Below are 20,100 nucleotides of genomic sequence, written 5' to 3' on the forward strand. Positions count from 1 at the left end.
AGAGTAGGACGTCGCCACGCTGGTGTTATTCCGGCATAGCTCAGTTGGTAGTAGCGCATGACTGTTAATCATGATGTCGTAGGTTCGAGTCCTACTGCCGGAGTTCTCATTTTGAGAAAAGAGTAATGAGCTTCTTTCACTCTGGAGAGTTGTCCGAGAGGCCGAAGGAGCATGATTGGAAATCATGTAGATGGTGAACGCTGTCTCAAGGGTTCGAATCCCTTACTCTCCGTTAGTAATATAACTGGCCCGTTGGTCAAGCGGTTAAGACACCGCCCTTTCACGGCGGTAACACGGGTTCGAATCCCGTACGGGTCATAACAATTGAATTTTGGAGGTTTAGCTCAGCTGGGAGAGCATCTGCCTTACAAGCAGAGGGTCAGCGGTTCGATCCCGTTAACCTCCATAATGAGTTGGTTCCGTGGTGTAGGGGTTAACATGCCTGCCTGTCACGCAGGAGATCGCGGGTTCGATTCCCGTCGGAACCGTCATTATTTATTCGATTGATTTAATTTCATTTGGCGCGGTAGCTCAGTTGGTAGAGCAACGGATTGAAGCTCCGTGTGTCGGCAGTTCGATTCTGTCCCGCGCCACCATGGAGGAGTAGCGAAGTGGCTAAACGCGACGGACTGTAAATCCGTTCCTTAGGGTTCAGTGGTTCGAATCCACTCTCCTCCATTTTTGTTAATAGGGGTATAGTTTAAAGGTAGAACAGCGGTCTCCAAAACCGTTAGTGTGGGTTCAATTCCTGCTACCCCTGCCATGGCGGATGTGGCGAAGTGGTTAACGCACCGGATTGTGGCTCCGGCACTCGTGGGTTCGATTCCCATCATTCGCCCTTTTTTTATTGGGGTATAGCCAAGCGGTAAGGCAAGGGACTTTGACTCCCTCATGCGTTGGTTCGAATCCAGCTACCCCAGTTCTATAAATTTTATAGATTGATAATCGTATAATGGCGGTATAGCCAAGTGGTAAGGCAGAGGTCTGCAAAACCTTCATCACCGGTTCAAATCCGGTTACCGCCTTAGTACAATTTATCGACATGCCGGCGTGGCGGAATTGGCAGACGCGCTGGACTCAAAATCCAGTGCCCGTTAAGGGCGTGCCGGTTCGACCCCGGCCGCCGGTATTACTAAGGTGTTTTCATCTTAGTTTTTTATTGGGTAATTAAATAACATATGTATGATGGCGGGTGTGGCGAAGTGGTTAACGCACCGGATTGTGGCTCCGGCACTCGTGGGTTCGATTCCCACCATTCGCCCTTTTTATTGGGGTATAGCCAAGCGGTAAGGCAAGGGACTTTGACTCCCTCATGCGTTGGTTCGAATCCAGCTACCCCAGTTGAATTAAATTAAGTTTCACTATGCCGGCGTGGCGGAATTGGCAGACGCGCTGGACTCAAAATCCAGTGACCGCGAGGTCGTGCCGGTTCGACCCCGGCCGCCGGTATCAATGAGACACCAACATGTTAAATATGTTGGTGTCTTTTTATAGAAAATTTATTTATTATACGTAGTGAAACTAAAAAGGATTGATGAGAAAATTCCTGCATCAATCCTTTTTGTATTATACGTTTATAAATTGTTCAACCATGTTTTAGCTGATTCTAGCTCTGCCATTCTTAATTCGTGACCTTGGTTGGAAGAATAGACAGAAAAAATGCTACCACTTCTTTCAAATTCATTCACTAGTTCATTAAAAGATTCTTTCGAAACAATCGGGTCCTGTTGTCCATAAGAAAGCCAGACCTTTTGTTTTTTTCCATCAATTGAATGATTGTTTACACCGAGTGACATAGGGTGAAAAAAGATTCCCTTCGATAGTCCATGTTCTCTTTCTAGTAATAGGTGGGCAGCAATGTTTGCTCCGTTAGAATAACCAAGTAGTATCCAGTTTTCTAAAGGAATCTTTTTTTCCGTACTAATTTCTTTAATTTGCTTTAATAAGTTATCTGTTTCTTTTTCTAAACTGTTGAGATCGAATTGGTTGAGAGCATGTCGCTTAAAGAAGCGATTCATTCCATTTTCTTGGATATTTCCACGAAAGGATAAAATTGTGCTGTCTGGATCAATAAACCTCGCAAGTTCGAGTAAAGAATGTTCATCTCCACCTGTTCCGTGTAGTAGAATAAATTTTGCTGCATTTTTTGTTCCTTGCTCAAAAATGTAGTCCATATTGCTCACCTCGAGTTATTGTTATTCTGTTAACGTTGTATATTCGCATCACTTGTATCAAAAGGACGAACGATTTCTTCGATGACTAGACGTTTTTCTTCAAAAGCGGGTGGTAAAGACAGCTTTTCTCCTGCATGTTTTTTTTCTTCATCTTCAAAAAAACCAGGACCATCTGTTGCTAATTCAAAAAGTACATGTGAAGAGGCAAAAAAGTATTCAGATTGAAAGTAAAAACGATCAACAAAACCGGAATCAGGTAATTCCACTTGTTGAATTTGTTGAATCCAATGACGTAAAGCTTGCTTGTCAGTAACTCGAAGTGCAAGGTGATGGATATTACCAAAACCTTCGATTGCATCGGGTAAATCATTGCGGACCTCAACAATGATAGTTGCACCATTTCCACCTTTACCAACTTCAAATTGATGGAAACTTCCTTCTTTAGCAGTTTCATGAAACCCAAGTAATTTCTTGAGAACTTGTTCAATACTTTCTAATTGTCTGACTCGAACAAAAACTGGTCCAAGACCGATAAGTGCAAATTGAGTAGGGACATTGCTTTTTGTCCAAGGAACGCCAGCAGCGACTCCTTGATTTTGTTGATCTGAAATCAATTGATAGGACTGGTTATCAAAGTCTTCAAATTCCAAGTATCTTTTACCAAAACGTTCCTTGATATCTGAGTGAGTGATTTTATACATTGATAAACGTTCATGCCAAAAATTTAGTGCAGAGTCGTTAGGAACACGGAAAGAGACACGAGAAATACTGTTTGTTCCTTTAGAGCCTTTAGATTGATAAGGAAAGTCAAAAAAAGTCATATCTGTTCCAGGTGCACCATTTTCATCGGTAAAATATAAATGATAAGTTTCGATATCATCTTGATTGACGGTTTTCTTTGCCAGTCGTAATCCCAAAACATCAGTAAAAAAACGATAAATTTTGGTTGCGTTGGAAGTCATAGCAGTAACGTGATGTATGCCTTTAATCTGTGTATCCATAATTGTTCCTCCAAAAAACACTTACGAAAAGTAAGTTAGATTTTTATAAGTATAGTAAGAATCCGCAGATAATGCAATTATTCTGTCCTTTTAACAAAATAAAAAACGGTACCCAGGTTGGGTCCGTTTTTAATTTGATTGAACATCTAAAATAGAATAGCTACGTACATCAAAACGATTGCGACTTGTTGAATATTCAATTGGTTGACCATCTTTTAAGTAAACGATTTGTTGAACTTCTAAAATAGGATCAATTGTTGAACAATTTAAATATTCTTGATCGAACGCTGTGCTTTTATCTGCAGAAATTGTTCGGTAAGCACCAGCAAAAAAAATATTTAGAGACTGATGTAAGTAATCATAGATAGAAGATAACAAGTGCTCACGTTTTAAACCGGGAACTAGATGGACAGGCATATAGGTATGCTCTAAAATATATGGTTCGTTTTCTAAAATTCGTAATCGTTGAATGTTATAAACAGGTTGTTCGGGTTGAATCATTAAATGCTCTTGTATTTGTTCATTTGGAAATTCAACGTCGAACTGGATAATTTGACTAGCTAATGACTGCTGACGACGCGCCATTTGATGACTAAGACCTTCGTATTCATTTGCTGGGGAAGTATCTTTTTTGAAAAAGGGATGGTTCAAAACTTTTGTTCCAGAACCTCTCTGAGAATAGACAAGCCCTTCCATTGCAAGAATATTGATTGCTTTTTTGATTGTCATCCGGCTAGCGTCAAATTCTTTTACTAGGTCAGTTTGATTTGGTAAAAAACTATCTGGTGGGTATTTTTTTGAGCGAATACGATCTCTTAATGTGTTCGCTATATCTTCATATTTTGGCACAACATTCACCTCTCTTTGAGTATAGCGAAAGTTGGAACAACGGACAACTACTAGAAGAGAGAAGTAAAAAGAAAAAGACCAAACTCATTAGAAACAATCCAATGTTTTGGTCTTCTTGTTGCTTTTTAAATGTCAGTCACTGGTTGTTTATCTAAAACTTTCAGGAACGGATACCAAATGAGTCCAACAATAATGAAATCAATCACTTGTAAAAGACCACCTAGCCATGAATTAGTTGCAAGAATACCACTAGCGATAATGGGGACAGTCCATGGCACAGAAACACCTGTTGGAGGAGGAACGATCCCAGCCGCCATTACTAAATAGTTTAATGTAGTAACCACAAGTGGTGCAATTACCCATGGTATCAAAATTGTTGCATTCAAAACAATTGGTAAGCCGAAAATAGCAGGTTCATTGACATTAAAAATACCAGGTGCGAGGGCAAGTCGGCCAACGTCACGGTATTGCTTTTTCTTTAAGAAAAACGCCATAATCAAAACCACGGCTAACGTCATTCCAGATCCGCCGAGACCAACAGTAAATGTTTCCATGAAAGGTTTTGTGATAATGTGAGGAAGTTCTTTACCAGCTTGATAGGCTTCCAAGTTATCTAACATTAATGTATTCCAAATTGGATCCATTACAGAATTGACAATAATTTGTCCATGAAGTCCGAAGAACCATAGAAATTGAACAAAAAATAAAGCAAGTAGGGTTGCAGGTAAGCTACTACCAAGTCCTGTTAACGGTTTTTGGATCACTTCGTAAACAACATCGTGTAAGTTAGTGTTAAATATACCAGTCACAAGTCCATTGATAAATAAGAAGACTGTTAATGTTACAACAGCAGGAATCAAAGCAGCGAAAGATTTCGTAACTGCAGGTGGCACACCGTCAGGCATTTTGATTTGCCAACCACGTTTTGTAATACGGCAATAGATTTCCGCTGCTAAGAAGGCAGCAATCATTCCAATAAACATTCCTTTTGCGCCAAGGCGATCAAGTGTAAGTACACCGGAAACTTCTTCGCCACTAGCTGTAGTCATAACAAATGGGGTCAGAATCAAGAAGCTAGCAAAAGAAACAGCACCACCAAAAATACCTTCGACGTCATAAGATTTAGATAAATAATAGCCAATACCAAATGTAACAAAGACGGACATGATACTCATTGTCGCATTCTGTCCATTTCCAAAGAGAGTCGATAGCGTTCCTTTGGTCGCGTCATTGAAAAAAGGAAGATTATTGATCACCACGACTATTGAACCAAACATTGTTAATGGAAAAGAAAGCATGAAAGCATCACGTAAAACGGTCAAGTAACGATTTTGCCCCAAAAGATTAGCTAAGGGCATGATTTTTTCGGAAAGTTTGTCCATAAATCCATTCATATTATTCACCTCTAATTTTTTTGCAATCGATTACAAACAAAATATAGCACCGATTTATATAAATGTCTAGTCATTTATATAAAAAGTATTGATTTTTGTTTGTCCGTCAGATAAGATAGCGTTATCAACTGAAAAGTGAGGATCTTTAAGATGAAAAAATATAATTTTCCAACTAATTTTTGGTGGGGATCTGCTGCAAGTGGTCCACAAACAGAAGGACGCATTGCTGGAGATGACAAAGGTGAAAATATTTGGGATTATTGGTATGCAAGAGAACCTGAAAAATTTTTTAATGAGGTTGGACCAGATAAAACATCGCAGGTTTACACAAAATACAAAGAAGACATTCAACTAATGAAAGAAACAGGCCATAATTCATTTAGGACATCTATTCAATGGAGTCGATTATTTCCAGATGGAACTGGCGCTATCAATCAAACAGCGGTTGCTTTTTATCGAGAATATTTTCAAGAATTACGAGAAAACGGGATAGCACCATTTGTGAATTTATATCATTTTGATATGCCTATGGCTTTGCAGAAAAAAGGAGGATGGTTGAATCGTCAAACAGTAGATGCATATGTGAACTATGCGAAAAGCTGTTTTGAGTTGTTTGGAGATCTTGTCCAAACTTGGTTCACACATAATGAACCGATCGTCCCTGTTGAGGGAGGTTATTTGTATCAGTTTCACTTTCCAAATCACATTAGTTTAAAGGAAGCAGTCCAAGTTGGCTATCATGAAAATATTGCGAGTGCTAAGGCAATTCAAGCTTATCATCAAATGGAACTAGCAGGAGAAATTGGAATAATTTTAAATTTGACACCAAGCTATCCAAGAGATAACGGTAATCCAGAAGATGTTAAAGCAGCAAAAATTGCGGATGCATTTTTTAATCGTTCCTTTTTGGATCCAGCTGTCAAAGGAGAATTTCCAGAAGATCTAGTTACAATTATTCAAGAATTAAATTTGCTTCCCGAAATTATTCCAGGGGATTTAACATTGATAAAAGACAATACCGTTGATTTGCTAGGAATCAATTATTATCAACCACGACGAATCAAAGCAAAAGAATCCACACCGGATAAGTTATCCTCACCGATGCCAGATGATTTCTTTGACAATTATGAAATGCCAGGTAGAAAAATGAATCCTTATCGTGGTTGGGAAATTTATGAAAAGGGAATCTACGATATTTTAACGAACACGCGAGAAAACTATGGGAATATCAAATGTTTTATTTCGGAAAATGGTATGGGCGTCGAAGGAGAAGAACGATTTGTGAATGAGTTTGGCATGATCGAAGATGATTATCGTATCGAATTTGTTAAAAATCATTTGAAATATGTTCATCAAGCAATTGAGGAAGGAACCAATTGTGTTGGTTATCATATGTGGACGTGCATGGATAATTGGTCTTGGACAAATGCGTATAAGAATCGTTACGGATTCATCTCTGTTGATTTAGAGAAAGAAGGAGCGCGTACAATTAAGAAATCTGGTCATTGGTTTAAACAAGTAGCTGATGAGCATGGATTTGATTAATTGATTAGATAAGTTATACATGTGAGAGACTGGAGGAACTGTCAAAAATTTTCTCCAGTTTTATTTTTTGCTGGGGTATTATTTCCCTTCTGAGAATATTCGCAGTAGACTAATACTAGAACGAATGAGAAAGAAGTGGAAAATATGCGAAACAAAGTAAAAAGTTCGTGTACAACGATTTTAGTTGGGAAAAAGGCGAGTATCGATGGATCAACGATGATTGCTCGAAATGAAGATAGTGAGAAAGCAATTGAACCAAAACGTTTTATTGTTGTTCAACCCGAAGCTCAACCTAAAGTTTATGAATCTAAGATTAGTCACGTATCAATACCTTTACCTGATAATCCTTTACGATACACAGCCACACCGAATGCCGATGATTCAATCGGAATTTGGGGCGAAGCGGGAATCAATCAAGTGAATGTGGCGATGACAGCAACGGAAACCATTACCTCGAATTCACGAATTTTGGGTGTAGATCCATATGTAGAAAATGGAATTGGAGAAGAAGATCTACTAACAATTGTCTTACCTTATATTTCTAGCGCCCGCGAAGGAGTTACACGACTAGGTAAGTTATTAGAAGAATACGGAACTTATGAACCAAATGCTCTCGCGTTTTCAGATAATGATGAAATCTGGTACTTTGAAACAATCGGTGGCCATCATTGGGCAGCAATCAAGGTTCCTGATGAAGCGTATGTGATTGCACCAAATCGAATGAATATTGATACTTTTGAGGTTGATTCAGAAAATACCATGTGCTCTGCAGATTTAGTCGAGTTAATTGAAAACTATCACTTGAATCCTGATCCAGAGGGAGCACTTAATTTGCGTCACATTTTTGGGAGTGCCACAATCAAAGATCATCATTATAATAATCCACGTGCTTGGTATGGCCAAAAGTATTTCACGCCAGAAATCGTACAAGATCCAATGGATGATAATTTGCCGTTCATTTGTTATGCAAATCGAAAAATATCAGTTGAAGAGATCAAATTTGTTTTGAGTTCACATTATCAAGATACTATGTTCGATGCGTATGGCACAGGAACAGAGCAACAAAGGAAAAGCTTCCGTCCAATTGGTATCAATCGTAATATCCAATGCCATATTTTACAATTGCGAAATGATGTTCCTAAATCAATTTCCGGTATTCAATGGCTAGCATTTGGACCGAATACATTTAACGTGTTGGTCCCTTTTTATACCAATGTTGAACAAACACCTGCACGTTATTCCGATACGTCGACTAGCTTTGATTTTAATCATCCTTATTGGTTATTCTGCATGGCAGCATTGATTGGTGACTATGACTATGACCGATTTACCGATATTTATGCGGACTATGAACAAGAAAGCATGGCTTCTTTTAGAAATAAACAATTGCTAGCTGATGTACAAGCAACAAAGAGTTTTAGCACCGACTATTTAGAAGAAGTCAATCAACAGCTTGCAGAAGAATGTTATGATCGAACAGTTGCCTTATTAGGTAAAATGCTTGAAAAAGGAGCTACACACATGACTTTGCGTTTTGATCTGGGAGATTAAATCATGACCACATTGGTTGTCCCCAGAAAAGAACAGTGATAAACTAAAGAAAAGGGAGGCGTTTACAATGACGGACACATATCAAAATATTTTAGTTGCAATTGATGGCTCAGAGAAAGCAGAAAAGGCATTTCTTGAGGCAATTGCGATTGCGAAACGAAACCAAGCAACTTTGCACATCTTATATGTTAATGAAGTAACAGGAAATTATTTTGGTGATTTTGCGTTTGTAACAACTAATTTACAAGCAGAGCTCGATGAAGTAGCAGAAAATCAAATGAAAGCTCATCGAAATTTAGCAATTGAAAAAGGGTGGACAGATATTGAAACGTACATCCTCTATGGCTATCCTAAGACACTCATTGCCAATTTCAATGAGTCAAAGGAACCAATCGACTTGATTATTATGGGATCAACTGGGTTAAATGCAGTGGAACGTGTCTTGGTAGGTTCGACTACCGCATACGTGGTGAACCATGCCTCATGTAATGTGTTAGTAGTAAAATAAAAAGTAAAGAAAAAAGCAATCAACAACAATTGACGAAGGTGAGCCAATCAGTGGCTTCACAATAAGATACGTCGATTTGTTGGATTGCTTTTTTTATTTTGTCTTTTTTATAAAATTGGTGATAATAGTCGGGAAATTTGTTGTTTGAATAACAGCCAGGTCGACATTTCTTTGACTGTTTCTGTCGTCATAGTAGAACAGTTTTCTTCATCTTCAAGAAACTTGTTCGAAAGTTGCTCTAAAAATTCATGATCATAAATGACTGCACTAGTTTCAAAGTTTAGACGATAGCTACGGATATCTTGATTGGCGGAACCAACCATACAGATCTCATCATCCATGATCAATGTTTTTGCGTGTAAAAAGCCAGCTTCATAAACTAAAATCTCAATGTTTTCTTTAATCAATTGGCGTGCATAGTATTGTGTAGCACGGTAAATAAATGGATGATCGGGTTTATTTGGAATCATAATCTTGACATGGACACCTGAAGCAGAAGCAATTTTTAACGCAGCAATCACACTCTCATCAAGTACCAAATAAGGTGTTTGAATCCAAATTCGTTTTTTTGCTGAAGTAATTAGTTTGATAAAAGCTAACTTGATTTGTTCACGTTCATTATTTGGACCACTTGAAACTAATTGAATATCAGCACTGCCATGTTGCTCGTTATTTTCGTCCACTTTCTTAAAAAAATAATCCAAATGATAGCCAACCTTTTTTTCTTCTGAAACAGAAACGTTCCAATCCATTAAAAAACGAAGTTGCAACAATGAAGTAGCGGCACCGAAAATTCGAATGTGGGTATCGCGCCAGTAACCGAACTTTTTGGTCGTATAGACGTACTGATTGGCAATGTTGAAGCCGCCGGTGTACCCAATTTTTCCATCAATCACAACGATTTTTCGATGATCATGATAATTTAAACGAAAACGAAGTAATGCTTCTTGAGAAGTTAAAAAGGTTTGCGCTTCTCCGCCATTAGCAATAAGTTGATTAAAATCTTTTGCTTTTGTACCATGTGAGCCAAATGCATCATACAGTAGGCGAACTTGAACTCCTTGAGCAGCTTTTTTTTCTAATAAACGTAAAACCTGATTGCCAATCTCGTCAGTTACAAATGCATAATACTCAATATGGATAGAGTGTTGAGCCTCTTCGATATCGTTTAACAAAGAAGTTAACTTTTCTTGTCCATCAGTTAGTAATGTAAGTTCATTTTTTCGAGTTAAAGGCATCTGATTCAAGGATGAAAAGAAGTCAACGAAGGCTTGTTTTTCGACTTCATTTGTCTGAGAATCGTAGTGTTCAATGGTATCATCTCGAAAGTTTTGGAAATTTTCCAGTTCCTTCAAATCACTTTGTCGCAAATAGAATTTTTTCTTGTCTGTTAAACCACGGCCAAAAAATAAATATAGAACAAAACCAACAACGGGTAGCGCAAACAGCACAAGTAACCACGCCCAAATTGCTGCAACATCGCGTGGCTTGATTAAAATAGTTATCAATGCAAAAATAGCATTAATTAAATAAATTGCTGAAACGATAGATCCTACCAAATAATTATCCTCCTTTATTTCAATAGTGATAGTATAACATGAGTCGAAAAATAAACCTATGTGTGACGACTGGTTTCAATCATGGAAAATCCAGCAAATTCGCTGAATAAATGGAATAAAATAGTTGCTTTTTGTCATTTAATACGATAGGATAATAATACAGTTGAATATCTCCTTAGGGGAGTAACCGGCAACAAATTGTTGCGATAATATCAACAGTAAGTTAACCGATGGTTTTCTGGTATTGTATGAAATGGTGAGACCTAAGACAAATGTTGATTTGTCTTGGGTCTCTTTTTTTTCAGGCAAATGATGCCAGAAGCAAAAAGATTAAATGGGGGATGAAATTTGGAAAACAAGGAACAAGCACAACGAGTGATTTATCAAGAACCAATTGATTCGTTGATGCAGCAAACAAACAGCTCAAATGATGGTTTGAGCACGACGCTTGCAAAAGAAAAACTAGAAAAAGACGGGCTAAATCAACTGAAAGAAGCACCAAAAAAACCGACTTGGAAGTTATTCTTAGAAACATTCAAAGATGCGATGGTAATTGTGTTACTGATTGTTGCGCTTATTCAAATGATCATGGGAGAATACGTTGAGTTCTTCGTTATTTTTGCAGTATTGATGCTTAACTCGGTTATCAGCGTGGTACAAGCGAAAAAAGCAGAAGGTTCATTAGAAGCATTAAAAAGTCTTTCGGCACCTGATGCGCGTGTCATTCGCGATGGCAAAGAAAAAACAGTCCCAGCAAAAGAATTAGTAGTTGGTGATTTAGTATTACTTGAAGCCGGGGACTATGTTCCAGCTGATGGTCGTTTAATCGAAGCTGGTTCGTTACAAGTAGATGAAGGTATGTTGACAGGTGAGTCGACTGCAGCTGAAAAAGAGGTTGTTGAAATCACAAATACTGTTCCAATAGGTGATCGTGTAAATATGGTCTTTAGTGGAACGATCGTGACCTATGGCCGCGGGAAATTCTTGGTTACTTCAACTGCAAATAACACTGAAATCGGACAAGTGGCTGGACTGTTAGAAAGTACAACAGAACAAACAACACCACTACAACGTGGACTAGACAAATTTAGTAAGAAGTTAAGTTTAGCCATTCTTGCTTTATCATTATTGATTTTAGGCATCCAATTATTACGTATTTTTCTTGGTGAAGGTACTGGTGATTTAACTGCTGATATTGTCAATGCTGTAATGTTTGCTGTAGCTGTAGCCGTTGCTGCAATTCCAGAAGCTTTGCAATCAATCGTTACGATCGTATTATCTTTAGGAACAAATAAAATGGCTAAACGTCATGCGATCATTCGTAAATTACCAGCAGTAGAAACATTAGGTTCAACAAGCATTATCTGTACGGATAAAACGGGTACTTTGACTCAAAATAAAATGACTGTTGTTGATTATTACTTAGCCAATGGTGATTCAGGAGACTTTACGGACAACCCAGAAAAATGGTCTGCTGATGAACGTCGCTTGATTGAAATCTCTGTATTAGCAAACGATGCGTCAATCAGTGAAGACGGAACAAAACTGGGTGATCCAACTGAGGTTGCTTTTATTGATTTTAGTGAAAAATTAAATCAGCCATATCAAGAAATCCGCTCAAACTTCCCTCGTGAAGCAGAGTTGCCATTTGATTCAGATCGTAAATTGATGTCAACGGCGCATACGTTTGATAATGAGAAATATTTGTTAGTTAAAGGTGGACCAGATATCGTCTTTAACCGTAGTAAAAAGGTCTTGTTAAATGGTGAAGTTGTACCAATGACAGATGAATTGATGACAAATTTCCAAAATCAAAACGAAGCGTTTTCTAATCGTGCTTTACGTGTGTTGGCTTTCGCTTATCGTCCAATCGATAACTTAGACTTAACATTTGATGATGAAAATGATCTGATTTTAGTCGGGATTTTGGCAATGATTGATCCACCAAGAAAAGAAGTAACACAAGCTGTTGAAGAAGCTCGTAGTGCAGGAATCAAAACAGTGATGATTACTGGGGACCACAAAACAACAGCCGTTGCGATTGCAAAAGAAATCGGCATTTTTGAAGAAGGAAACCAAGCATTAACTGGTACAGAACTAGATGCTTTATCAGAAGATGAATTGATGAATATCTTAGAAAATGTGACTGTTTATGCACGTGTTTCTCCTGAAAATAAAATCCGGATTGTTCGCGCTTGGCAAGCGAAAGGGCATATCTCTGCGATGACAGGTGATGGTGTCAACGATGCTCCTGCATTGAAACAAGCAGACATTGGGATCGCCATGGGAACTGGGACAGATGTTGCCAAAGATGCAGCGGCAATGGTCTTAACAGATGATAACTTTGCTTCAATTGTGAGTGCAGTAGAAGTTGGACGTAATGTATTTGATAATATCAAAAAAGCTGTTGCTTATTTATTTGCTGGAAACTTAGGTGCTATCATTGCAATCATCTTTGCTTTGGTTGCTGACTGGTCCAATCCATTCACGGCATTACAATTGCTTTTCATCAACTTGGTAAATGACTCTTTACCTGCAATTGCGCTAGGAACAGAAAAAGCGGAACCTGCAACAATGAGTCGTCCACCGAGAGATCCAAATACAGGAATCTTTACGGGCAGAACGTTGATTTCAGTAACTTATCGCGGAATCTTGATTGGTGTCGCTGTTATCTTTGCGCAGTGGTTAGGGATGCAACATTCACCTGGATTTGGCGTAGCAATGTCATTTACAACTTTGATTTGGTGTCGTACGTTGCAAACATTCCCAGCACGTTCAAATACACAAACTGCATTCCAAGCTGGCTTCTTCTCTAATAAAGTTGTCTTGATTGCGGTAGTTGTATGTAGTGCTTTGTTTAGCTTAACAATGATTCCAGGTCTCAAAGAAGTCTTTTCTATTCCAGCAGCCTTTGGTGTATCAGAAGTCTTGATGTGTCTAGGTATTGCAGTTGTAACAATTCTTTTAATGGAAATCACAAAATTGATTATTGTTCATGTCCAAAATGGAAAAGTAACAGAATAAGAATTGATTAGTCAAAAGTTAGTAAGGTAAAAAATAAAAAGAAGTGTGCTAAGTGATTAGCATACTTCTTTTTTGAAATTAAGGGTGAAAGAAATGGATGAAATAGCATGGGATGAATTTGCTGAAGAATATTACATTATTCAAGAAGAGTCACAGATTCCAATCGTTACAGATATTGTCGATTACTTATATAAGGAATCTGTTTTGCCTGCAGCTTCACTAGTAGATGTAGCAGGAGGAGCAGGCCGTTACCTACCTGTACTTGCTGAACAGGTAGACAAGTACGAGCTAAATGATTTTTCAGCAGTGATGTTAAAGTATGCGCAACAAAAAGCAAAACATTCTAAAGTGTCGAATGTGGTGTTCAAGAAACAAACGTTTACTGCGTTTTTGAATTCAACGGAGCAGTATGAAGTGATTTTTTCAGCGGCGAATCCAGCTTTTACTAAAACAGAACAAGTGGAAAAGTTAATGAAAAAAGCAAAAAAATGGTGCGTTATGGTACGAGTGATCAAATCAGAAGATGATCTTTTTACAGCAATTGATGACGAGTTAGGCTTAGCAGTAGAAGACCCAAACAGTACACCCACTATCAGTAATCGGATAGAAGCATTTTTACAGCGTAAGAAAATTTTAGTTAAGAAAAAAGACTTTACGTATCAAATCAAAGAAACGATTTCAAGAGAATTTTTGACTGAATACTACGAAGCAGAGATGACAGCTGAATTGAAAGAAAGAATCGAAAAGTTATTTAACAAAAAAAATGAACTTATCAGTACAACGACCGTAACTTATCGGTTGTTACTTTGGCAGATAACAGAGGAATCTTCAAAAGCTTAATAAGAATAGATCGTACGTTTTGCAGTAAGGGTAGAAAGTAAGTTATCTTTTTAACGTATATATGTAATTGAAGACAGAAAAGCCCCGTACAAATCTTTTTTGATTTGTACGGGGCTTTTGATGTTTATTCTGCTTCTTTATAATAACGAATATCGTTTTCTACTTTATAAATTGAAAATGGTACGTTACTGTTGTATTCTGCCTGTTGGCCATGTTCTGGTAGTGTTTCAGTAAAAATTTGTTCATATTCTGCTACAGAAACTTGTTGGCGATTATCAAATAAAGCTTGATGGTCTTCTTTGTCTAGGAAATCTTGGTAATTTTCTTCCAAAGTACCAGTGAAGAATTCACTGACAGCTCCAGAACCATAACTAAATAGTCCAACGCAATCACCGGCACGTAAAGATGTTGAATTTTCAAGTAAGGAAATCAAACCAAGGTAAAGCGAGCCAGTATATAAATTACCAACACGACGACTGTATTGGATACTTTCATCATAACGAGTCAACAAACGTGATTGGTTTTCTTCATCTGTTTCAGTTAGAACACTTTGCAATGCTTTTTTTCCCATTTTTGTATAAGGAATGTGGAAGCATAATGCTTGATAGTCTTCCAAGGTCAAACCAGTTTGTTTTTTATGTTGTTGCCAAACTTTTTGGAAAGATTCGATATAGGTCGCATTTGATAACGGACCATCAACAACAGGAAATTCGCTGTAATCTGGGCGCCAGAAATCATAGATATCTTCCGTTAAAAAGACACTGTCATCTTCAATTGAAAGAATTCTTGGATTTGCAGTGACCATCATCGCAACAGCTCCAACACCTTGGGTAACTTCTCCGCCAGTTGCTAAACCATAACGAGCAATATCACTAGCAATCACTAAAACTTTTCGTTCCGGATGATTGTGGACGTATTCCTTTGCCATATGTAAAGCGGCAGTTCCCCCATAACAAGCTTCCTTTACTTCGAAAGAACGAGCAAATGGTTGGATTTTTAATAAATGATGAATAATGACTGCACTTGCTTTTGAATGGTCGACGCCGGATTCTGTTCCGACGATGACCATGTCGATTTGTTCACGGTCTTCGACTGTAACCAATTTACTAGCAGCATTCGCTCCTAAAGTGATGATGTCTTCTGTTGCGCGGTTAACCGCCATTTGATCTTGCCCAATACCAATATGATACTTGGCAGGATCATCTCCACGACTTTCAGCTAACTCTGTCATGTCTAAATATAAATTTGGAATAAAAAAGGAAAGACGATCAATCCCGATTTTCATTTCAACACCTCTTCACTCATAATTAAAACTTACTTTAATAAAGTATCATAAAATGTTTAAAAGAAATATAAAAAAGACAATATTTAAGGATTGTTAAAATTTTTAAGTGGAAAAAATGATCGATAGTGGTGAGCTATTTGTTTTTACTTGAAAGAATGTTATATTTTTGTAGGAGGTGGCTTACTTGAAAGAAGTCGTAATTATAGATGCTGCAAGAACCCCCATAGGTAAATACCGTGGGAGCTTGAGCCGTTTTTCTGCTGTCGAATTAGGAACGTTGACTACGAATGAATTATTGAAAAAAACTGGTATCAACAAAGAACAAATTGATCAAGTCATTTTTGGAAATGTTTTACAAGCCGGTAATGGCCAAAATGTTGCTAGACAAATTTCTATCAATAGTGGGATTCCTACAAGTGTACCTGCAATGACTGTCAATGAAGTATGCGGTTCAGGAATGAAAGCAGTTATTTTAGCACGTCAATTGATCCAATTAGGTGAGGCACAAGTCGTTATCGCTGGTGGGACGGAAAGTATGTCCAGAGCACCTTTGCTTCAATCCTATGAATCTGAAACAAATAGTTATGGTGAACCAATTTCAAGCATGGTCAACGACGGATTAACCGATGCTTTTTCAAATACTCATATGGGATTAACAGCTGAAAATGTTGCCCAACATTATCACGTTACTAGAAAAGAACAAGATGAATATGCGCTTACTTCACAACTTAAAGCCGCTAAAGCAACAGAAGCTGGAATTTTTTCGGAAGAAATCATTCCAATCGAACTTGCGGAATCACAATGGCTAGCAAAAGATGAATCTGTTCGCGGAAACAGCACGGTAGAAAAATTAGGAACACTGCGTACTGTATTTGCTGAGGATGGCACCGTGACGGCAGGAAATGCTTCACCATTAAACGATGGAGCCTCTGTATTGATCCTGGCTTCAAAAGAATACGCTATCGCGAATAATCTTTCTTATTTAGCAACAATCAAAGCAGTAGCAGAAGTTGGCATCGATCCATCAATGATGGGCGTTGCGCCAATTACTGCCATCAATCATTTAATGGCTAAAACAGATGTTTCTTTAGCAGAGATTGGTTTATTTGAAATCAACGAGGCCTTCGCAGCTTCCTCATTTGTTGTGAATCAGGAACTCCAGTTGGAAAGTGATAAAGTAAACATTTATGGAGGTAGTATTGCTTTAGGTCATCCAATCGGTGCAAGTGGTGCTCGGATCTTGACGACTTTAGGTTATGGGTTATTAAGAGAAAAAGAGCGTTACGGAATTGCTTCATTATGTATCGGTGGGGGACTAGGATTAGCGATGCTGCTGGAAGCAAATTTAGAACTAAATGAGGAGCAGTCTTTGCAAAAAAAAAAATTCTATCAGCTGACACCAATGCAACGCCGGGCTCAATTAGTTGAAGAAGGAGCGTTAACGGAAAACACTGCTGACCTATTTGCTCAACAAACATTACCTGAAGAAATAGCGAATCATCTGATTGAAAATCAAATCAGTGAAGTTGAAATTCCTTTAGGAGTCGCACAACATTTTCAAATTAATGGAATTAAAAAATGGATTCCAATGGCTACAGAAGAACCTTCAGTGATTGCAGCAGCCAGTAACGGTGCAAAATTATGTGGCGATATCAAAGCAGAAACACCACAGCGATTGATGCGTGGACAAATTGTTTTGACTGGTCAATCAGAGTATCAAGAAATCATTCAAGCACTTGAAGAGCGCAACGAAGAATTAATTTTGTGCGCAAATGAGAGCTATCCCTCCATCGTGAAGCGTGGTGGGGGTGTTCGGAAAATTACAAGTCGCGAGTTTCAAGGTGAAGACCAAGCTTACTTGTCAATTGATTTCTTAATTGATGTGAAAGATGCGATGGGTGCCAACATTGTCAATGCTATTTTAGAAGGTGTGGCAACAAAACTTCGGGGATGGTTTCCAGAAAGAGAAATTTTATTCAGTATATTAAGTAATTTAGCCACTGAATCTTTGGCGACAGCTCGTTGCATCATTCCCTTTGAACATTTAGCTGCTGATCGTCAAATGGGCGAGCAAATTGCTAAAAAAATCCAACAAGCGGCAGAATATGCTCAATTAGATCCTTATCGTGCAGCAACGCATAACAAAGGAATCATGAATGGAATTGATGCAGTTATTTTAGCAACAGGAAACGATACTCGCGCAACAAGCGCAGCTATCCACGCCTATGCTGCTAAAAATGGTCACTACGAAGGTTTGACGCAATGGCGTGTAACTGAGGATGGTTTGGCTGGAGAAATCACGTTGCCATTAGCTGTTGCAAGTGTTGGTGGTGCATCAAAGGTATTGCCAAAAGCTGCAGCTTCTTTTGACCTACTAAAAGTGGATTCTGCAAAAGAACTTGCACAACTAATTGCGGCTGTTGGTTTGGCTCAAAATTTAGCGGCGTTACGTGCTTTAGTGACTGATGGTATCCAAAAGGGGCACATGGCACTTCAAGCAAGAACATTAGCGATGACTGTTGGTGCTAAAGGAATTGAAATCGAACAAGTTGCACAAGCGTTAAGAAGTAAGGAAAAAATGAACCAAGAAATCGCTAAAAATCTTCTGGCAGAGATTCAGCGAACAAAATAACAATTAGTTGAGTAAAACGATTCATACAAAACAGCAGAAAAAAACTGGGGGAATCAATTCCCCCAGTTTTTTCTGCTTTCTAATCTGTTATCTAATGTAGTAAGAAGAGTTTTACATTACTGTTATATAACCTTTTTATAACATCTATTTATTTTCTGGCTTTTCTGTAATGCTTAATTTGTCGCTTTGTTTATTGGATTTGTTGATGATAAAATAATCATGTGACAAAAATAAATAGGATTGGAGAAAGAAAGTGAAAAAGAAAATAGGAGGACTGTTCCTTCTCGGAATCGTTTGTCTCGGGTGTCTAATTCCAGTCATCCAAGTAAGTGCTGAGATGAGTGATTTTTATTGGGTAGGTCGAGAGAAAAATCGCTATTGGATGAGTAGTATCAGAGAGGATGCTCGCTTGTCTGAGTTGTCGATTCCAGGAACACATGATTCAGCAACAAACGGGATTAGAGATATTGTAGGGATGGGGTATGTGAAGACGCAAAGTATTGACATCACTCGACAGTTGAATAACGGGATTCGTTTTTTAGATGCGCGGGTGTGTGAAACAAATGGTTCTTTTGCTATGCACCATGATAGTTATTACTTGAATCAAATGTTTGGCGATGTTTTGAACAAAGTAACGAGCTTCCTGACGAAAAATCCAAGTGAAGTGGTTTATATGCGTTTGAAACAAGAAAATAGTTCAGTGAATGATCAAGTGTTTAATCAAGTTTTAAATGAGCAGTATCTAAAAAAGAGTTGTTGGAAAAATTTCTTTTATTATGGTGGAAGTAATCCAACTTTGGGTGAAACCAGAGGGAAAATCGTTATTCTACGCAACTTTTTGGGAAACAATGTTGGAATTCCTTATCCGGATCAATTTGATATTCAAGATTATTGGGAACCTGTAGACCCTGCAGATAAGCGCTGGGCGATTGAGCAACAATTGGTAAAATCAGCAAAAAATCAAGGAACAGATCAGATTAACTATATTAACTATTTAAGTGCGACGAATTTCTGGTATCAAATTAAAGGATTTGCACAAGAAATGAATCCATTTGCCTTAAACTATATTCGCAACAATCAAATAAAGCATGTGGGAATCGTAGTAGCTGATTATCCCAGCAACGAGTTAGTGAATACGATCATTGATCTAAATCATCGGCTTATCAAAAATCCAGATGAGCTTGGAAAATATGATGGCTCGATTGTAGCAATCCAAACCTTGTTGGATACAAATAAAGTTGTCGACTGGTACAAAGACTATGATTTGGGTATTATTTATCCAAATAAAAACGGAAATAATCAAAAATGGCAAATGTGGTATGACGCAAAAGCAAAAGCTTATCGCATCCATACGTATGATTTTGGTCATTTGGCATTGGTACAGGCAGCGACGCCTTATGATAACCCACGATACAAGGTCGTGATTGATCGCTCAAGTGAAGAGGATCGAGGGTTATGGCAGCTAATTCCAGTAAGCAAAAGTGGAGATAATAATACTTATTACTTAAAAAATTGTGCAAGCAATCTTTATTTGGATGTCAAAGAAAACATACATAATCCATCGGGTGACCTGATTACTTTTCCTTATACCGGGAGAACGAATCAACGATTTGTTCTAAACATACTTAGATAAACAAAGTTGTGGTGCAAAGCAATCAGCTCTGAAAAAATAATTCACACCTGGCAAAAATAGGTTTTCATATTTTTAGACAGGTGTGAATTATTTCGAGGAGTTGCT

At 38.0% G+C, this 20,100-nt stretch carries 13 protein-coding genes and 15 tRNA genes; 22 read left to right on the forward strand and 6 right to left on the reverse strand.

Features of this window, described 5'->3' with window-relative positions; all coding sequences use genetic code 11:
- Window positions 1–29: 29 nt before the first annotated feature.
- From JZO71_RS06405 to JZO71_RS06475, 15 genes are all read left to right on the forward strand, one after another.
- A tRNA-Asn gene (locus JZO71_RS06405) sits at window positions 30–103 on the forward strand.
- A 40-nt stretch (window positions 104–143) separates the two neighbouring features.
- Window positions 144–232, forward strand: a tRNA-Ser gene (locus JZO71_RS06410).
- Window positions 233–246: 14 nt separating this feature from the next.
- Window positions 247–318, forward strand: a tRNA-Glu gene (locus tag JZO71_RS06415).
- A 15-nt stretch (window positions 319–333) separates the two neighbouring features.
- A tRNA-Val gene (locus JZO71_RS06420) sits at window positions 334–406 on the forward strand.
- Between the two features lie 9 nt (window positions 407–415).
- A tRNA-Asp gene (locus JZO71_RS06425) sits at window positions 416–488 on the forward strand.
- A gap of 32 nt (window positions 489–520) precedes the next feature.
- Window positions 521–596: transfer RNA gene (locus tag JZO71_RS06430), tRNA-Phe, on the forward strand.
- Between the two features lies 1 nt (window position 597).
- Window positions 598–678, forward strand: a tRNA-Tyr gene (locus tag JZO71_RS06435).
- 11 nt (window positions 679–689) lie between these two features.
- Window positions 690–763 (forward strand) — tRNA-Trp (locus JZO71_RS06440).
- Between the two features lie 2 nt (window positions 764–765).
- Window positions 766–838, forward strand: a tRNA-His gene (locus tag JZO71_RS06445).
- Window positions 839–848: 10 nt separating this feature from the next.
- A tRNA-Gln gene (locus JZO71_RS06450) sits at window positions 849–920 on the forward strand.
- 34 nt (window positions 921–954) lie between these two features.
- Window positions 955–1,025 (forward strand) — tRNA-Cys (locus tag JZO71_RS06455).
- Between the two features lie 19 nt (window positions 1,026–1,044).
- Window positions 1,045–1,129, forward strand: a tRNA-Leu gene (locus tag JZO71_RS06460).
- Between the two features lie 59 nt (window positions 1,130–1,188).
- Window positions 1,189–1,261 (forward strand) — tRNA-His (locus JZO71_RS06465).
- Window positions 1,262–1,269: 8 nt separating this feature from the next.
- Window positions 1,270–1,341: transfer RNA gene (locus JZO71_RS06470), tRNA-Gln, on the forward strand.
- A gap of 24 nt (window positions 1,342–1,365) precedes the next feature.
- Window positions 1,366–1,449 (forward strand) — tRNA-Leu (locus JZO71_RS06475).
- A 125-nt stretch (window positions 1,450–1,574) separates the two neighbouring features.
- Here the strand turns inward: JZO71_RS06475 and JZO71_RS06480 are convergent.
- The 4 genes from JZO71_RS06480 to celB form a co-directional block, all read right to left on the reverse strand.
- On the reverse strand, window positions 1,575–2,174 hold the full coding sequence (locus JZO71_RS06480) for an alpha/beta hydrolase (RefSeq protein ID WP_206898723.1): 600 nt from the start codon (window positions 2,172–2,174) through the stop codon (window positions 1,575–1,577).
- Window positions 2,175–2,203: 29 nt separating this feature from the next.
- Window positions 2,204–3,175 carry a ring-cleaving dioxygenase gene (locus JZO71_RS06485; RefSeq protein WP_206898724.1) on the reverse strand — a complete coding sequence of 324 codons (972 nt, stop codon included), beginning with the start codon at window positions 3,173–3,175 and terminating at the stop codon, window positions 2,204–2,206.
- A 129-nt stretch (window positions 3,176–3,304) separates the two neighbouring features.
- Window positions 3,305–4,024 (reverse strand): UTRA domain-containing protein, encoded by a 720-nt coding sequence (locus tag JZO71_RS06490; RefSeq protein ID WP_206898725.1) that lies wholly within the window; start codon window positions 4,022–4,024, stop codon window positions 3,305–3,307.
- Window positions 4,025–4,149: 125 nt separating this feature from the next.
- A complete protein-coding gene (gene celB / locus JZO71_RS06495) occupies window positions 4,150–5,418 on the reverse strand; it encodes a PTS cellobiose transporter subunit IIC (RefSeq protein ID WP_206898726.1) in 1,269 nt (422 codons plus the stop codon).
- A 150-nt stretch (window positions 5,419–5,568) separates the two neighbouring features.
- Here celB and JZO71_RS06500 point away from each other — a divergent pair, with 150 nt between their 5' ends.
- The 3 genes from JZO71_RS06500 (at window position 5,569) to JZO71_RS06510 (ending at window position 9,022) form a co-directional block, all read left to right on the forward strand.
- On the forward strand, window positions 5,569–6,963 hold the full coding sequence (locus JZO71_RS06500) for a glycoside hydrolase family 1 protein (protein ID WP_206898727.1): 1,395 nt from the start codon (window positions 5,569–5,571) through the stop codon (window positions 6,961–6,963).
- 144 nt (window positions 6,964–7,107) lie between these two features.
- Entirely contained in the window at window positions 7,108–8,514 is a 1,407-nt protein-coding gene (locus JZO71_RS06505; protein ID WP_206898728.1) for a C69 family dipeptidase, read from the forward strand.
- 67 nt (window positions 8,515–8,581) lie between these two features.
- Entirely contained in the window at window positions 8,582–9,022 is a 441-nt protein-coding gene (locus JZO71_RS06510; protein WP_067484785.1) for a universal stress protein, read from the forward strand.
- Window positions 9,023–9,129: 107 nt separating this feature from the next.
- Here JZO71_RS06510 and cls read toward each other — a convergent pair whose 3' ends face one another.
- A complete protein-coding gene (gene cls / locus JZO71_RS06515; protein WP_206898729.1) occupies window positions 9,130–10,581 on the reverse strand; it encodes a cardiolipin synthase in 1,452 nt (483 codons plus the stop codon).
- Between the two features lie 348 nt (window positions 10,582–10,929).
- On the opposite strand from cls, the gene JZO71_RS06520 reads away from it, so the two are divergent.
- Together JZO71_RS06520 and JZO71_RS06525 are read left to right on the forward strand one after the other, a co-directional pair.
- Window positions 10,930–13,605, forward strand: coding sequence for a cation-translocating P-type ATPase (locus JZO71_RS06520; RefSeq protein WP_206898730.1), 2,676 nt, complete (start codon window positions 10,930–10,932; stop codon window positions 13,603–13,605).
- Window positions 13,606–13,698: 93 nt separating this feature from the next.
- Entirely contained in the window at window positions 13,699–14,445 is a 747-nt protein-coding gene (locus tag JZO71_RS06525; RefSeq protein ID WP_206898731.1) for a class I SAM-dependent methyltransferase, read from the forward strand.
- Between the two features lie 124 nt (window positions 14,446–14,569).
- Here the strand turns inward: JZO71_RS06525 and JZO71_RS06530 are convergent, their stop codons facing one another.
- Entirely contained in the window at window positions 14,570–15,730 is a 1,161-nt protein-coding gene (locus JZO71_RS06530; RefSeq protein WP_206898732.1) for a hydroxymethylglutaryl-CoA synthase, read from the reverse strand.
- A gap of 184 nt (window positions 15,731–15,914) precedes the next feature.
- On the opposite strand from JZO71_RS06530, the gene JZO71_RS06535 reads away from it, so the two are divergent.
- Both JZO71_RS06535 and JZO71_RS06540 read left to right on the forward strand, forming a co-directional pair.
- Window positions 15,915–18,362, forward strand: a complete 2,448-nt coding sequence (locus tag JZO71_RS06535; protein ID WP_206898733.1) for a hydroxymethylglutaryl-CoA reductase, degradative — start codon at window positions 15,915–15,917, stop codon at window positions 18,360–18,362.
- Window positions 18,363–18,615: 253 nt separating this feature from the next.
- Window positions 18,616–19,995 (forward strand): phosphatidylinositol-specific phospholipase C domain-containing protein, encoded by a 1,380-nt coding sequence (locus JZO71_RS06540; protein ID WP_347401338.1) that lies wholly within the window; start codon window positions 18,616–18,618, stop codon window positions 19,993–19,995.
- Window positions 19,996–20,100 lie beyond the last annotated feature (105 nt).

The sequence above is a fragment of the Candidatus Enterococcus courvalinii genome (assembly GCF_017315945.1).
GTDB classification, from domain to species: Bacteria; Bacillota; Bacilli; order Lactobacillales; family Enterococcaceae; genus Enterococcus_B; species Enterococcus_B courvalinii.

What these genes read in the sequence shown, in the direction of transcription:
- JZO71_RS06480 (WP_206898723.1), bottom strand. Translation starts at nt 2,174, where the DNA reads ATGGACTACATTTTTGAGCAAGGAACAAAAAATGCAGCAAAATTTATT.
- JZO71_RS06485 (WP_206898724.1), bottom strand. Translation starts at nt 3,175, where the DNA reads ATGGATACACAGATTAAAGGCATACATCACGTTACTGCTATGACTTCC.
- celB (WP_206898726.1), bottom strand. Translation starts at nt 5,418, where the DNA reads ATGAATGGATTTATGGACAAACTTTCCGAAAAAATCATGCCCTTAGCT.
- JZO71_RS06500 (WP_206898727.1), top strand. Translation starts at nt 5,569, where the DNA reads ATGAAAAAATATAATTTTCCAACTAATTTTTGGTGGGGATCTGCTGCA.
- JZO71_RS06505 (WP_206898728.1), top strand. Translation starts at nt 7,108, where the DNA reads ATGCGAAACAAAGTAAAAAGTTCGTGTACAACGATTTTAGTTGGGAAA.
- JZO71_RS06510 (WP_067484785.1), top strand. Translation starts at nt 8,582, where the DNA reads ATGACGGACACATATCAAAATATTTTAGTTGCAATTGATGGCTCAGAG.
- JZO71_RS06525 (WP_206898731.1), top strand. Translation starts at nt 13,699, where the DNA reads ATGGATGAAATAGCATGGGATGAATTTGCTGAAGAATATTACATTATT.
- JZO71_RS06530 (WP_206898732.1), bottom strand. Translation starts at nt 15,730, where the DNA reads ATGAAAATCGGGATTGATCGTCTTTCCTTTTTTATTCCAAATTTATAT.